Below are 15710 nucleotides of genomic sequence, written 5' to 3'. Positions count from 1 at the left end.
AGGCTGGGTCGAACCAAGCGAACCGGTCGACGACCCCCGCGGCGTCCCGTGAGCGGCCACGACCACCCATGGCTACCGTCCATGGATGGGCACGGCCCGATCCGGTAGACCCGCTCGGTGCTCCCTCCGCACGCGCATGGAACGTCGCGGGGCGTCGTCGTCCCCTTCCCTGGAGACCACCCGATGTCCAAGCCCATCACCCTGTCGTTGCTCATCGCCACTGCGCTGCTTCCGGCCTGCGATCAGGCCCTCGAGATCGTGGAGCCCTTGCGGCCCGCCACCGACGTCTGCGCCGACCTCGGCGAGGATCAGTGCAAGCGACCCGATCCCGACGACGTCATCGCCACCAAGCCGTAGCGGCATCCCGTCATGGCTGCGTCCCCCATCCCTCGATCGCGGCCGTCGGGTCAGCCCCCGGCGGCCGCGACGGACCTGCTCCCCGTGCTCGCGTGGCTCAACCGCCAGCAGCTCGCGGCTCGCTTTCCCGCGTGGGACGCCATGCGGTGCGAGCCCCCCGAGCGACCGCGGCCCGTGGACGATCAGCCCTTGGTGTACACCGAAGGATCGAGCACACCCACGTAGGGCAGGTTGCGGTAGCGCCCCGCGTAGTCGAGCCCGTAGCCCACCACGAACGCATCGGGGCACACGAAGCCTCGCCACTGTACCTCGATGTTCTGGGTGCGGGCCTGCTGCTTGTCGAGCAGCGCACACACCTCGATCGACGCCGGCTTGCGCGTGTACAAGGCCTCGGTGAGGTAGCGCAGCGTGAGCCCGGTGTCGATGATGTCCTCCACCAGGAGCACGTGCCGTCCCTCGATGGGCTCCTCGAGATCCTTGATGAAGCGGACCACGCCCGTGCTCTTGGTCCCGGCGCCGTAGGACGACACCGACATGAAATCCACCTCGAGCTCGATGTCCATTGCGCGCACGAGATCGGCGATGAACGGGAAGCAGCCATTGAGGATCCCCACCACCAGCGGGCGCTTGCCCTCGTAGTGAGCGGCCAGCGCGGCTCCCATCTGGGAGACCTTGCTCGCAATCGCCTCGGCCGAGAACAGCACCTCCGCGATGGAGGCGCCCAGGCGGGTGTCTTGGGGTGGTGCGCTCATGGTGGCTCGATCGCGGTCCTACCACGCTCGCGCGCATTCGTGTAGATCCACGGTTTTGCGGGCTGTTACGATCCGTTCGCGGAGACGTCACGTGACCGCCTGAAACCATCGAGTGGGCTCGGTGCAATCCTCGATCCCAACCATTGCCTCGGACGAACCCCTCGATCACGCACGCGCCGCGCCGACCGAGCCGATGGCGCCACCGTGGTCGGAGCTCCCGCAGCAGGTGGGTCGCTACGTGATGCTCGGGCGCATTGGCGAGGGCGGCATGGGGGTGGTGCTGCGCGCCCTCGATCCCGAGCTCGACCGCGAGGTGGCGATCAAGCTGCTGCACGCCCGCCGGCACGATCGCACCGATGGCACCCCCCGCTTGCTGCGAGAGGCCCAGGCGCTGGCCAAGCTCTCGCACCCCAACGTGATCGACGTGTACGACGTGGGCATGAGCGACGACCGCGTGTTCATCGCCATGGCCTTCGTCGCGGGCGGCAGCCTCCACACCTGGCTCTGCCAGGAGCGTCCGCTGCCCGAGATCCTCGATGCGTTCGCGCAGGCCGGCCAGGGCCTGCTGGCCGCCCATCGGGCCGGACTGGTGCACCGCGACTTCAAGCCGGCCAACGTGCTGCGAAGCGACAACGGTCGCATCCTCGTGGCCGACTTCGGCCTGGCGGCCCCGATCCGCGGCGACGAAGAGCAACCCACGCTGCAATCCGACGAAGGCCAAGGGCACATCCTGGACATGCGCATGACCGCCACCGGGCACGCGGTGGGCACCCCCGGCTACATGGCCCCCGAGGCCTATGCCGGCGGACCACTGGATGCACGCAGCGATCAATGGAGCTTCTGCGCCTCCCTCTACGAGGCGCTCTACGGCGCGCGGCCCTACCCGGGAGGCAGCGTGTTCGAGCTGATGCAGCAGGTGCGACGCGGACCGCCGCAGCCACCCGATGATCCCCGCGTCCCTGCGGCCCTGCGCGAGCTCGTCGTGCGGGGGCTGTCGGTCGCGCCCGAGGATCGCTGGCCCTCGATGGCCGAGATCATCGAGCGGCTGCGACCCCCTCGACCCCGCTCTCGTCGGTGGCTCGGCGCAGCCATCACGTCGACCGCAGCGGCCGCGGCTGGGCTCTGGCTCGCGCTCGCCCCGGACGCTGGGCCCGCGTGCGAGCAGGCGGCCGAGGCGGTGGAAGGGGTCTGGAACGACTCGGTGCGCGCCACGGTGCACGAGGCCTTCGTCCGCTCGGGCATGCCCTACGTCGAGCAGACCCTGCGGGGCCTCGACCGCAGTCTCGACGAGCACGCGCTGGCGCTGGCGGACGCACGCCAGCGCGCATGCGAGGACGGACGCCACGGTGACGCTCGAGGGCCGCAGCACGACCGGAGACTCACCTGCCTCGGCCGCCGCCTCTCCGAGCTGCGCGGCACGGTCGAGGAGCTCGCGCACGCCGACGCCGACACCGTTCGCAATGCCGTACAGGCCGTCGGCGCCCTGCGGTCGCCGTCCGAGTGCGAGGCCGAGGCCGCGGTGGCCACCACCCCGCCCCCTCCGCCCTCGATCGCGGCCGACGTGGAGCGCGTCCACGACGACATCGCACGCGCGCTGGCGATGAAGCGATCCGGGCACTACGACCGCGCGCTCGCGCAGGCGGAGCTGGCCCGCGCAACCGCCACCGCGCTCGGCCACGCCCCCCTGACCGCCGAGGCTCAGCAGCTCTACGGGTCGATGCTCATGGCCGACGGTGACTACGATGCAGCCCGGCGCGAGCTCGTCGAGGCCTGGCACCAGGCCCAGGCGGTGGGCGACGACCCGCTCGCCGCCCGAGCGAGCATCCAGCTCGTGTCGCTCGAGGGCGTGCACCTGCGGCGCCCCGACGACGCCGAGCGCTGGGCTCGCCATGCGCGTGCCGCCATCGAGCGCCTTGCCGACCCCACCGACACCAGGACCTTCCTCGAGGGCACGCTGGGCAATCTTCGGCGCGCCAGCGGCGAGCCCGAGCGTGCGCGCGAGCACTACGAGCGCGCGCTCGCCAGCACCATCGCGCGCTCGAGCCCGCTCCACCCCGAGGCGCTCGACATGCGCGGCAACCTCGCCCTCATCCACCACGACCTCGGCGACCATGCCCGAGCCCGCGCGCAGCTCACCGAGCTCTTGTCCGATCGCATCGCGGTCTACGGCCCGGGACACCCGGAGGTCAGCGCCACCCTGGGCAACCTCGGCGTCGTGGAGCAGATGCTCGGCGAGCTCCCGGCCTCGGCCGAGCACACCCAGCAGGCCCTCGATGGCCTGCGGGCATCGGTGGGACTCGAGCACCCGCTCTACCCGCAGCTCCTGACCAATTTGGCCAACACCACCTACCTGATGGGGCGCTTCGAGCAGGCGCTGCGCATGCACCAGCAGGCCAAGGAGCTGCTCGAGCGCTCGCTCGGACCGCAGGCGTTCCTCGTGGGTCGATCGCTGATGAACATGGGCCCGCTCTTGCACCGGCTCGAGCGTCGCGACGAGGCACGGGCCACCTACGCGCGCGCACGCGAGATCTTCGAGGAGCACCTGCGGCCCGATCACCCCGAGCTCGGGATCCTCCTGGGCAACCTCGCCGAGGTCGACCGAGACTCCGGGCAGCTCCACGAGGCCCTCGCCGGCTTCGACCGCGCGATCGAGATCCTCGAGCAGGCGCTGGGCCCCCAGCACCCCGAGCTGGCCTACACCCTGGCCGGGCGCGGACAGACGCACACGCTGATGGGACACCCGGCGCGAGGGACGGCCGACCTGCAACGCGCGGTGACGCTGCTCGAGACGGCAGGGCTCGATCCCGAGAGCCTCATCAGCATGCGAATCCTGCTCGCCCAGGCGCGGTGGGACGACGGAGCGCGCGACGAGGGCCTGCGGCTGCTCGAGCGGGCGCGTGACGAGGCCCAGCGCCTCGGAGAGCGCGGCGCCCCGTTGGTCGACCAGATCGAAGCGTGGCACGCCGATCATGCCTCCGCCCCAGCGCGGTGACGGCCCTCCCGACATCGGTCGAGTCACTGGCGTCGGCGATCGATGTACCTCTGCACCGCCAGGGGGGTGTGTCTCCAGTCTTCCTCGCTGATCTCGGGCGGCCGCGCGATCACCTCGGGTATGGGCGCATCCCGGTCGTCGGCCTCCCCCACTGGCGACGAAGGCTGCAACGACGTCGGGAGCACCGCGCCATCCGGTCGCTTCGCCCCCCCGCGGAAGGTCAGCCGCGCCGCGGGGTCACCAAGCACCACGTAGCCGCGAGCATCGTTGTTCGCCGTCCACAGCATCGTCAGATCATTGGCGTCGTGCTCCTTCCACTCGTCCTGCAGCTCTTCGCTCAGCTCGGTCGACAGCTCGGCGTAGCGGATGTCGAAGTAGTCGAACGCATGCCCCACCGGCTGCTCCTGCAAGAGCCGCCGCAGCGTGCTCTCGAACGTGGCGGTGTGGCTCTTGGCCCGCGGCCCCCCGTCGGTGAACGAGCAGCCCCACGCCCGATCCACGTGCCCGATCACCGCCAGCGCTCCGCGCCCGAGCAACGACAGCGGCAGCGCGCCCATGAACGGCGCCGGAGCGATCGGCCTGCGACGCTCGGCTCGTCGAAGCCGTGAGAACTCGTCGTACTGCGGCGTCCCGGCGCCGAAGCAGGCGAAGCACAGCAGCATCATGCCCGCCACGTCGGCGTCGGGCGACAGGTGCTCGCCGGCGAAGTAGAAGCGCTCGGGGAGCGGCTCGCGCCACTGCTGCGGCCCGGGCCAGTCGCTGCAGACGAGCGCGCCCTGGTGCGCGCGCTGGCGCGGATCGTCCATCGGGAGCTCCGCGCCATGGCTGGCCGTGAACAGCAGCGCCGGGGTCTGCTCGCCCCCCAGCAGGGTCTGCAGGTTGGCGTGCGTGGCCTCCTGCCCCACGAAGCCGTGCACCTCCCAGCCGTGGTCGTTGCCGGTCAGCTGCTGCACCAGCGGCTCGACCAGCCGGGTCGAGCTCAGCTCGGTCGCGCGATCGCCCTCGGTGCGCGCTCCGAAGAAGCAGAGCCGTCGCTTGCGGCGCTCGGTCAGCCCCTGCACCTCCACGTCCACCACGCTGCGCGCGTAGCTGGCGTACTCCGCCACCGTGGGAAACCACAGCCTCCCCACCGCATACTGCACGTCGAGCTGGTACTGGAACGAGTAGGGAATCTCCTCGGGGCTGCCCACGATCAAGAGGTAGTACGGCACCTTGTCGGGGTCGGCTGGTCCCGAGGGCGCGGCGCCGTTGTTCTGCAGCCACTTGGCCTTGCTCTGCCCGGGGCGGTGCCCTCTGGGGCCCTCGTAGATCCGAAACCTCGGTCCCGCCTGCGAGTGCCGCAGCGCCAGCAGCTCGGTCAGCGCCTCCCGAATCGCAGCCTGGGCCGCCCGTGCGTCGACATCGGCCGTGGCCGGGAAGATCACGCCCCATCCCGCCTGCGCGAGGTCGAGCGGGTCCACGCCTTCCTTGACCCCGAGGTGACCTTCCCTCTCCGTCTGGACCGCGATCTTCCGAGCCTCGAGGTCCTCCATGTTCTCGGGGTCGGGCTCGTCGAGCACGAGGGCCTTCATCGCCTCGGGAGTCATCGGCGGCATCCCGTAGCCACCGGTCGCGATGTCGATCCCATTGAAGTACAGCAGATCGTCGTTCGACATGGGCACGGATGCAGCATCCAGCATCGCAGGATCGACGACGAAGATCAGCTGCACCGCTCCGCGAAATCGTCCGAAATCGAGCATCGCCGCCGCCGCGTCGATCCGAACACCGGTCGATGTCGTTTTCCGGGCACATCGACCCGCCGAAGTGCAGAACATGATAGTGATCGTTCTCGAAGAGCTACGAATGGCCGAAGAGGAAGATCAGGAGTTCGTCTTCAATGGAATCAACGGTGCAACCGGCGGCTACATCACGCCTCCGATGACCGTGCACCAGATCGCCGAGCTCGCGCAGGGCCGCACGCTCGACGAGGTGCAGGAGGCCGCCGCCAGGCGCTACGAGGAGAAGCAGCAGCCGCACTTCGCTCCCCGGGCCGACGTGGACCCCACCGTGATCGCCCAGGCCGGCTGGGGGGTGATCTTCGCCCATGACGAGGACCCCGCGGTGCGCGAGGCCCTGCAGCCGCTGCTCGACTTCCGCAAGAGTCAGGCCACCGGCATCACCGAGCAGCGCTACCGCGAGTTCTGGGGCTCGAAGGCCTACCGTCCCGGCGAGCGCAAGCCGGCGTTCCTCAAGCGGCAGAATGCGCCCACGTCGGGCCCAGTCGACCCCGACCGCATGCCCTACTACCTCTTGATCGTGGGCAGCCCCGAGACGATCCCCACCGAGTTCCAGTCCCATCTCGGGCTCCAGAACGCGGTGGGTCGCCTCCACTTCGACACCCCCGACGAGTACGCAAACTACGCGCGCACCGTACTCGCAGCCGAGCGAGGTGAGCTCGAGCTGCCGCGGCGCCTGGGCCTGTTCGGGGTCGAGAACGACCGCGCCACCAGGCTGAGCGCCGAGGGCCTGATCGCCGGTCTCGACCGGTACGTGCGAGAGCAACCGAACAACCCGCATGCCCGGCACAAGCTCCCCGCCTGGAGCATCGACGTGCACACCGAGGCCGAGGCCACCAAGGCTCGGCTCGCGAGCATGCTGGGCGGCCCCGAGACCCCCGCGGTGCTGTTCACCGCCAGCCACGGCATGGGCTTCCCCAACGGCTACGCGGGCCAGCTCCAGCACCAGGGGGCGCTCTTGTGTCAGGACTGGGAGCCCGAGCCCGGCGAGGTCCCCCGCGACGCCTACTTCTCCGGCGAGGATCTGTCCGACTCCGCGAGTCTGGCCGGGCTCATCGCGTTCCTGTTCGCCTGCTACGGCGGCGGCACGCCCAGGCACGACGCCTTCTTCCACCGCTCGGGCGAGCGCACCGAGCTCGCCCCCACGCCGTTCTTCGCTCGGCTCCCCCGGCGCATGCTGTCGCACCCGCGTGGCGGAGCCCTGGCCGCCGTGGGTCATGTGGAGCGCGCGTGGGGCTGCTCGTTCTACACCCCCAAGGTCGGTCACCAGATCGCGGTGTTCGAGAGCTTCATGTACGAGCTGCTGCTGGGCAAGCCCATCGGCCATGCGATGGAGTGCTTTGGCAGCCGCTACGGCGAGCTGTCCGCGGGCCTGGTCGACAAGCTCGAGGAGCTGAAGTACGGCGGCGACGTCACGGAGCTCGAGATCGCCAACGACTGGACCGCGAACAACGACGCCCGCAACTACTTGATCCTCGGCGACCCCGCGGTTCGTGTGCCCGTGGCCGACGATGCGCAGGCCCGACCACGACCCGTCTTGGAGCTGAAGGCGAGCCCTCCCCCCCAGGCGGCCACGGGGGCAGCGGTCCAGCAGGAGCCGCCCCCTCCGTCCAATGCCTCGACGACGCCCTCGGAGGGCGACGCCGGCGATGCCTTCGGCCTGTTCTCCAAGCCCAAGCTCCAGGACGAGGGCACGAACGCGGCCCCGGCCACCCCTGCCAGCGGTGGCGTCGTCGACTCGCTGCGAAGCTTCGTGGCCAAGCTCGGCGACAAGATCTCCGAAGCCATCAGCGACATGGGCACGCTCGAGGTCACCACCTACGTCGCCAAGGAGATGAGCGAGGTTCGGGTCCAGGACGGACGGGTCCTCGGCGCCGAGCTGCGCGCCTACACCCGCATCAGCCTCGACGGTGACACGGTGGTCGTGGTGCCCGAGCGCGACGGAGAGATCGACCGATCCGCCCTCGACCTCCACACCGCGATGGTGCAGCAGGCCCAGCAGGCCCGGTCGAGGATGCTCGAGACGGTGATCCAGGCCGCCACCAGCCTCGCGGGGCTCACCAAGTGATCCGCGAGCGCGAGCTGGCCGAGCTCGACGCGATGCTCGACGCCACCCTGCAGGCCCTGCTGCGGCGAGCCAACGCCGCTGACAACGGCGACGGCATGGTCGCCTTCGACGTGGGCGAGGCCGACGTGGAGGAGCTGTGGTGGATGATCGAGCAGGCGCGCGATCCCGCCGGGCTCGCTCGCGACGACGAGGCACCGATCAGCTTCGAGGTCGGCGACGCCGACGAGACCCACGAGGGCAGGATCGCCCGGCTCTACCGCGAGAGCGCCGAGAAGCTCGATGGCCTGCTCTCGTCCCTCGCCACCCCCCACGTCATCGAGACCGGGGAAGGTCCAGCGTACATCCGCACGCGCATGGGCTGGCTGGGAGACACCCGCACCGAGACCGCGCCCGGCGTCCCCGCGAGCCTGCTGGCCGCCCATGTGGCCACGACCGAGGCCTCGCTCACCCAGAGCGCCCATCGCATGTACGTGCTGGCGAAGATCGTGAGCGCAGCCGCCACGATCGCCAGCGCAATCGCAGCCCCCAGCGGAGCCTTGATGGCCTTGCCCATCGCCTTCAAGTGCGTCCGAGACGTCCATCGACGATGGAGCACCTCGGGCGCCGATTCGATCGGCTGATCCAACCAGATACGAGCAGGAGTAGAAACGACATGGCGGTCACGGAAATCAAGGGAGCCCTGCGCACGGTGGCCGAGAAGGTCTCGCAATTCGTCAGCGACGCGGCGGTGCTCAAGGTCGAGACCCGAACCCTCGAAGCGGGCTCCACCCAGGAGTCGGTGCTCGCGGCTCGCACCGTCATCAGCCTCGACGGCGACAACCTGTCGGAGGTCCCGGCGTCGAAGAACGCCGAGGGCAAGTGGGAGATCGACACGGTGCTCTACGACCTCCACATGCGCAACGTCGAGGCAGCCATCGCCTATCGCTCGCGCATGATGGCGTCGATGCTCGACCTGCTGGGCTCGGGCTCGGGCATGAGAACGGCGGGCTCATGAGCGTCGCCCCCACGGCTGCGGCCGTCCGGGACGTTCGGTGATTGCATCCCGCCCGCGAAGGCCGTCTCATTGTCCGCGATGCCGAGCCTTCGCACGCTCCTCTCGTTGGCGTTCCTCCTGCTGGTGCTCGCACCCGGGCCGAGCGGTTGCAGCCGCAACGACGACTCGGCCGCCGCAGAGGCCGAGCCCACCCGCCGGGCCGACGAGAAGAAGGAGGAGGCCAGAGAGGACGCCGCGGCCCCGGCCGCGATGGAGGAGAACAAGGCCAAGAAGGACGGCGGTGAGGACGAGGATACCAAGCCCGAGACCTGGAAGCGCTCGACGCTGGTCGCCAACACCTCGCGGCTGATGATCGGCGACGACGAGTCGCTCCCGCTCCAGGGCATGCACGTGCGCGCCCGCATCGATGGCTTTCGAGCGCGCGTGCTCATCGACTTCTTCTTCCTCAATCCCCACGATCGCCAGTACGAGGGCAACTTCGAGCTGCGGCTGCCCAGCGGGGCCTCGCCGTGGTTCCTGGCCTTTGGGCAGAGCGCGTGGGAGTCCCCGGCCGGGCCCGCCAAGTCCCCGCAGTACGACGAGCGGGCGCAGGTGCGGGCGCAGGAGCTGATGCCCGACGCGATCATGCGGGCCCGCGAGGCGAGCTGGATCGAGCCCAAGGAGGCCCGCATGGTGCCGCGAGAGACCGCCGCGGTCGCCTACGGCGCCACCGTGCGCCAGCGGGTCGACCCCGCGCTGATGGAGTGGGCGGGCGCCGGGGTGTTCGACGCGCGGATCTTCCCCATCGCCCCCAACCGGCTGCACCGGGTCGTGGTCGGCTACGACGTGGATCTGACCGCGGTGGGCGACGACCTCGAGCTGCGGCTGCCGGTTCCCGAGGGCCTGCCCAGCTCGACGGTGGATCTCGCCATCAGCGTGCCCAAGGGCACCACGCTCGAGGTCACCCCCACCGCCGAGCTCGACGCCGAGGGCACGCGCCGCTTCGGACGGCTCACCGACGTCAGCGGCCAGGAGGTGACGGTGCGCCTGGGCAAGGCCAAGGGCATCGCGCTCGCGGGCACCGACCTCTCGGTCGGGCCGATCTTCGCCGCCCGCGTCGAGCCTTCCCTCCCCGTCGGCACCAAGGGCAGCGCCAAGGCCCAGGGCTCGCCCCGTGCGGTGCTGATGGTCGACACCTCGCTCAGCGCCAACCCCGATCGCTTCAACGTCTGGCTCATGCTGATGCGCCGCTTGCTCGAGGACGACCGCGGCACGATCGAGCAGTTCGCGGTGGTGTTCTTCAACGTGGAGACCGCGTGGTTTCGCGAGGAGTTCGTGTCCAACACGCCCGAGAACGTGGACGCGCTGCTCGAGCATGCGGGCACGCTCGCGCTCGAGGGCGCCACCGACCTCGGCGCCGCGCTGCGCGAGGCCAGCCACCCCTCGTGGCTCGGCCCGGTCATGGGTGGTGGCGAAGAGCTGCCCCCCTACGACGTGTTCCTGCTCGGCGATGGTGCGGCCACCTGGGGCGAGGCCGACGCCTACGCGCTCTCGGAAGCGCTGCGCGGGGGCCTTGCCGGCTCGGTGTTCGCCTACACCACCGGGATGGCCGGGGGCGACGACGCCATGCTGCGCCACATCACCCGGCAGACCGGCGGTGCGGTGTTCTCGGTGGTGGGCGAGTCCGAGGTGGCTGCGGCCGCCACCGCCCACACCTCGCGCCCGTGGCTCTTGCAGGGCGTGAGCCTCGAAGGCGCCACCGATCTGCTGGTGGCCGGGCGTCCGCGCGCGGTGTTTCCCGGCCAGCGCCTGCTCGTCACCGGCCGCGGCGCTCCCAGGCCCGGCGCCCAGCTCGTGCTCGAGCTCTCGCAGGGCGCCACCACCAAGCGGGTCAGCGTGCCGCTGCCGGTGGTGCTCGAGTCCGATCTGGCGCTGCGGGCCTACGGCGAGCTCGCCGTCGAGCAGCTCGAGGAATTCCTCGACGCCACCGAGACCGAGGCGGGTGCCTACGCCCGACACTTTCGCGTGACCGGCAAGTCCACCTCGCTCTTGATGCTCGAGACCGAGGAGGACTACCAGCGCTTCGGCATCGAGCCCAAGCGAGACGGCGACACCGTGATCGAGAACCCCGCCGCGACCCTCGTGGCTCGAGCGCTCGAGCTGCTCGCCACGCGCCTGGGCGACCCCAAGGCCGCGTTCCTGGGTCGGCTGCTGCGGCTGGCCAAGACCCCCGGGGCCATGGTGGCACTGCCCAAGCCGCTCGACACCTTGCTCGCCGCGCTGCCGCGCGAGTCGTACGAGGTGCTCGTGCCCCCGCTGCGCACCAAGAGCCGCACCCGCGACGGCATCCCCAAGCCCGTGCTCGAGCAGCTCGCCGCTCAGGCTCCCGAGTACGACACCCTCACCGCCGAGGCCGAGCGCCGCCATCGCGAGGTCTCGCCCTCCGACGCGCTCAAGGCCCTCAGCAGCCTCGTCGAAGCCCAGCCCGGCGACGGCGTGCTCGCACGAGACATCGGCTTCTCCGCCATGGAGTGGGGCCTGCACGGTCAGGCCTACGGCCTGTTCGCCCGCGTCGCGGCCATGCGGCCCCACGAGCCCCAGACCTATCGCGCCATGGCGCTCACCCTCGCCGCCATGAACCGGCCCGAGCTCGCGCTCGCCTACTTCGAGCTCGGCCTCGGCGGCCAGTGGGACGCGCGCTTCGGCGAGTTCCAGCAGATCCTGATGCAGGACTACCTTCGGTTCTTGCAGGGCACGACGGCCGCGGGCCTGCATCCGAGCCTCGCCGACTACGCCACGCACCGGGCCGAGGTGCTGCGCGGCCGGGTCGACGTGGCCGAGGCCGACATCCTGGTCACCATCACCTGGAACACCGACAACACCGACGTCGATCTGCACGTGCTCGAGCCCAGCGGCGAGGAGTGCTTCTACTCGCACCCCAACACGCGTAGCGGCGGCCGGCTCACCCGCGACGTGACCCAGGGCTACGGTCCCGAGATGTACGTGCTGGCCAAGGCCCCGCCGGGCCAGTACCGGGTGCGCGCCAAGTACTTCGCCTCCGATGCCAACCGCGCCAGCGCCCGCACCAAGGTCCACGCCACCATCACCCGCAACTGGGGACGGGCGAACGAGGAGGTCGAGACCAAGGTGGTGACGCTGGAGACGGGCAAGGAGATGCACGAGTTGGTGACGGTGGACGTGCGCGCATCGCCTTGACATGAAGGCGAGCTCGGGTGGAGCCTGCGATCGCTCGAGGCTCCTGCCGCACGCGCTGCCTCGCCGCCGCTCCCGACGATGTTCCTCCGCCACCGGCTTCACCTCGAAGGCTCGCGCGCCGTGATCCTCGTGCTCGGGCTGGTCGCGTTCGTGGTGCACCTGTGGCTGACCGACGTCAACGACTACGACCACGCCGCCTACTGGAACGCGGCCCAGGAGGTCTTCAAAGAAGGCAAGGATCCGTACACCGACGCCAACGAGGTGCGCTCGACCGACGAGTTCGTCTACTCGCCGCCGGCACTGCTGTTCTTCTATCCCAGCTCGTTGCTGAGCGAGAGCGGCTCGGGGTTGCTGATGTGGGTCGTCAACGCCGTGCTCGCGCTGGTGCTCCTGGCCGGCCTGCCGCGCGATCTGTCGAGCATCGCGACCTCGCCACGCTTCTGGCCGTACGCCACGCTCTACATCGCGCTCTTCGGCGGCATCTTCTGCACGATTGCGTTCGGCCAGGTCAACATCGTGCTGGCGTTCTTCATGTGGCTGTTCTGGCGCACGCTGAGGCAGCCCGGCTCGTCGGTGCTGGGCGGCTCGTCCTTCATCGTCGGCTGCGCGCTGTTCAAGCCCCACTACGCCGTGCTCGGCCTGGCCACGCTCGGTCGCCCGCGTCCACGCTTCTGGCTCGGGATTGGGCTGACGCTGACGTGCTCGCTGCTGGCCACCGTCCTGCTGCTGCCCGACGGCCTGCTCACGAGCTGGCTGTCCAACATCGTCCGTCCGATCACGCCCATGTCGGTCGCGCACAACCTCCCGGCGGGCGAGGAGATCCCCGTCGGAGCGCCCTGGAACCGCAGCCTGGCGTCGCTCGGCAGCCGTCTGCTCGTGCCCAACCGTCATGTCCGGCCCGTGCTCGACGCGCCGGACCTCGCCGCGCCGCTGGTGACGATCGCGGTGATCGGGGTGCTCGCAGCGAGCATCGCGACCGTGGTGGTCTCACTGCGCGCCGGACGAGCACACGCCGATGACCACGCCCGTGCACGACGAACCGATCACGAGCTGTCGATCCTCGCCCTGGCCGCGTTCCTGGTGCTGCCCACCAGCTGGCAGCACCACACCATGTTCATCCTGCCCGCGTGCCTGGTCGCCCTGCGCGACATGGTGCTCGCCGAGCGCACGACCCGAGCCACGCGTGTCCTCACCGTCGTGCTCCTGCTGGCCATCATGCTCACCGGCCTGACCTACGAGCGAGCGTTCCTGGGCGGCGTGCTCTTCGAGCACGTGTTCCCGACCTTCATGACCCTGGCGGTCGTCGCCCTGTGGGCCATGTTCCTGGCCGAGAGCTGGCGCATGCGCGCCAAGCCCGAGCCCCACCACGAGATCGACACATGAACCACGCAATCGAGGAGATCGAGATCTTCGACGAGTTCTTGGACGAGGCGCTCCGCCAGCGCGTGCTCGAGGACATGCAGCGGCCGAAGTGGAGCTTCACCGGCGGCTTCGCGCACTCGAGGTTCTGGCACATGGACGGGCTCGAGCAGGAGGAGTTCTACCGCACCACCTTGTTCGGCCTCGTCTGCGAGCGGCTGGGCCGGCCGCTCGAGCTCGTGCGGTGCTACGCCAACGGCCAGACCGCGTGTCAGTCCGGCATGCCCCACCACGACGACGGCGAGCTGACCTTCCTGTACTACCCCGGCCCGGAGCTCGTGACCGGCATGGGCGGGAGCCTGGTGTTCCTCGACAGCGACGGCAAGTCCATACCCGAGCACGCGGAGATCCTCCGCGCGATCGCCTACAAGGCCAACCGAGCCGTGTTCTTCCCTGCTTCCATTGCACACCACGCCACCGCGCCAGACCGCCACTTCGGCGGAGTCCGGGTCTCGGTTGCATGGAAGATGAGGCGAGTCGGGTAGCCGACCGCGAGCGTGGAGCGCAGCTCGATGAAGTGCATGCGGATCGCCTCGTGGCTGCTGCTGCTCGCCGTCGCAGCCGGTGGATGCCGCGCCCGGCCCGTGGCTCCGCTCGCGACGGCCTCTCCGCGGCCGCGCCTGGTGGTGCTGCTGGTCATCGATCAGCTCCCGAGCTGGTCGTTCGAACCTCGTCGGCACCTGTTTCGCAGCGGCTTCGCCCGGCTGCTCGAGCGCGGCGTGTACGTGCCGCACGCCGAGCTCCCCTACGCGGCCAGCTCCACCGCACCGGGCCACGCCGCCCTGGCCACGGGGCGGCCCCCGGCCTCGACCGGCATCGTGGCGAACGCGTGGTACGAGCGCGGCTCGGAGTCCTTGCGCTGGGCCGAGCACGACGACACCGACTCGCTGCACCCGCTGGGTGGGGACACGGTCGGCTCGGGCGTCTCCCCGCGACGGCTCCGAGGAGCCGGCCTCGCCACCGTGCTCGAGCGCGCCACCGGCGGCCGGAGCCACACGATCGCGCTGTCGCTCAAGGCGCGGGCGGCCGTGATGCTGGGCGGTCACGACGCGGACGTGGCCGTGTTCTACGATCCCGCCCAGGTCGCGCTCACCACGTCCACCTACTACGGTCGCGAGCCCCCGGCCTGGCTGCGCGCGCTGGCCGAGCAGCAGCCGATCGCTCCCCGGCTCGCGTGGCGCTGGCAGGCCGAGGATCCCGAGCTGCTGGCCCGCGAGACCGGCATCCCGGACGATGCACCCGGCGAGTCCGCCCCCCTCGGCATGAGCACTCGCTTCCCCCACGACCTGGGGGCAGCCCCCGAGCCACACCGCGCCCTGGGCGTGACTCCGCTGGCCGACCGCCTCGTCCTCGAGGCGGCCCTCCATGCGATCTCGGCCGAGGGCCTGGGGCTCGACGACGATCCGGACCTCGTGGCCATCAGCCTGTCGGCGCACGACGACATCGGTCACGTGTACGGACCCGAGTCGTGGGAATCGCTCGAGCACCTGCTGTGGCTCGACCGCGCGCTCGGGGAGCTGCTCCTCGCGCTCGACGAGCGCATCGGCGAGGACCGCTACGCGATCGTGGTGACCAGCGACCACGGCGCCACGCACACCCCGGAGTGGAGCCACGCGGCCGGCCTCGATGCCTGGCGAGTGCGCCCGTCCGACGTCGAGGCCGCAGCCGAGGCCGCGGCCCAGGCGATCGTGGGCCCGGGCGACTGGGTCCTGGATGGTCACGGTCCGACGGTCTACCTCGACCAGGCGGCGCGGTCCTTGCCCGCGGAGCTCCAGGACCAAGTGCTCGACGCCATGGCGGAGGCGATCGCCGACGTGCCCGGCGTGGGCCTGGTGATGCGAACGGACCGAGCGCTCGGCGACTGCGACCAGCACCGCGGCACCGCGGCGCTGGTCTGTCGCAGCATCGATCCCGAGCGCTCGGGAGAAATCTACTTCACGCCGCGTCCGGGCTCGGTCGTGATGTCCCCGCCGGATCAGGCCACCGGTCACGGCTCCGCCAACCCGGACGATCGTCTCGTCCCGGCCATGATCCTGGCTCCGGGGCTCGCACCACGGCGGGTGCCCGAGCCGGTCTCGACCCTGCGCATCGCAGGCACGGTGGCCCATCTGCTCGGTGTCTCGCTGCCGGACGCGGCGGAGCCGATCGAGTGACCCGA

At 70.5% G+C, this 15710-nt stretch carries 11 protein-coding genes; 9 read left to right on the top strand and 2 right to left on the bottom strand.

What is annotated here, in order from left to right:
• Nucleotides 1–183 precede the first annotated feature (183 nt).
• On the top strand, nt 184–357 hold the full coding sequence (locus OEB96_RS31710; RefSeq protein ID WP_266220559.1) for a hypothetical protein: 174 nt from the start codon (nt 184–186) through the stop codon (nt 355–357).
• Nucleotides 358–539: 182 nt separating this feature from the next.
• Here OEB96_RS31710 and hpt read toward each other — a convergent pair whose 3' ends face one another.
• The gene (gene hpt, locus OEB96_RS31705; protein WP_266220558.1) at nt 540–1109 is read right to left on the bottom strand and encodes a hypoxanthine phosphoribosyltransferase; all 570 of its coding nucleotides are present in this window, start codon (nt 1107–1109) and stop codon (nt 540–542) included.
• A gap of 121 nt (nt 1110–1230) precedes the next feature.
• Here hpt and OEB96_RS31700 point away from each other — a divergent pair, with 121 nt between their 5' ends.
• Entirely contained in the window at nt 1231–4101 is a 2871-nt protein-coding gene (locus OEB96_RS31700; RefSeq protein WP_266220557.1) for a serine/threonine-protein kinase, read from the top strand.
• A gap of 23 nt (nt 4102–4124) precedes the next feature.
• On the opposite strand, the gene OEB96_RS31695 is transcribed toward OEB96_RS31700, so the two are convergent.
• Entirely contained in the window at nt 4125–5810 is a 1686-nt protein-coding gene (locus OEB96_RS31695) for a hypothetical protein (protein ID WP_266220556.1), read from the bottom strand.
• 103 nt (nt 5811–5913) lie between these two features.
• On the opposite strand from OEB96_RS31695, the gene OEB96_RS31690 reads away from it, so the two are divergent.
• The 7 genes from OEB96_RS31690 to OEB96_RS31660 all read left to right on the top strand — a co-directional run bounded on the left by OEB96_RS31690 (nt 5914) and on the right by OEB96_RS31660 (nt 15705).
• Nucleotides 5914–7944, top strand: a complete 2031-nt coding sequence (locus OEB96_RS31690) for a hypothetical protein (protein ID WP_266220555.1) — start codon at nt 5914–5916, stop codon at nt 7942–7944.
• Nucleotides 7941–8564 (top strand): hypothetical protein, encoded by a 624-nt coding sequence (locus tag OEB96_RS31685; RefSeq protein ID WP_266220554.1) that lies wholly within the window; start codon nt 7941–7943, stop codon nt 8562–8564. The genes OEB96_RS31690 and OEB96_RS31685 overlap by 4 nt, the downstream gene beginning before the upstream one ends.
• A gap of 32 nt (nt 8565–8596) precedes the next feature.
• Nucleotides 8597–8938, top strand: a complete 342-nt coding sequence (locus OEB96_RS31680; protein ID WP_266220553.1) for a hypothetical protein — start codon at nt 8597–8599, stop codon at nt 8936–8938.
• 78 nt (nt 8939–9016) lie between these two features.
• On the top strand, nt 9017–12133 hold the full coding sequence (locus tag OEB96_RS31675; RefSeq protein WP_266220552.1) for a DUF2135 domain-containing protein: 3117 nt from the start codon (nt 9017–9019) through the stop codon (nt 12131–12133).
• 120 nt (nt 12134–12253) lie between these two features.
• On the top strand, nt 12254–13516 hold the full coding sequence (locus OEB96_RS31670) for a glycosyltransferase family 87 protein (RefSeq protein WP_266220551.1): 1263 nt from the start codon (nt 12254–12256) through the stop codon (nt 13514–13516).
• Nucleotides 13513–14037, top strand: coding sequence for a hypothetical protein (locus OEB96_RS31665; protein WP_266220550.1), 525 nt, complete (start codon nt 13513–13515; stop codon nt 14035–14037). The genes OEB96_RS31670 and OEB96_RS31665 overlap by 4 nt, the downstream gene beginning before the upstream one ends.
• Before the next feature lie 36 nt (nt 14038–14073).
• A complete protein-coding gene (locus OEB96_RS31660; RefSeq protein WP_266220549.1) occupies nt 14074–15705 on the top strand; it encodes an alkaline phosphatase family protein in 1632 nt (543 codons plus the stop codon).
• Nucleotides 15706–15710 lie beyond the last annotated feature (5 nt).

The sequence above is a fragment of the Paraliomyxa miuraensis genome (assembly GCF_026337845.1).
Taxonomy (GTDB): Bacteria; Myxococcota_A; Polyangia; order Nannocystales; family Nannocystaceae; genus Paraliomyxa; species Paraliomyxa miuraensis.
This window is presented reverse-complemented; position numbering and strand designations above follow the sequence as displayed.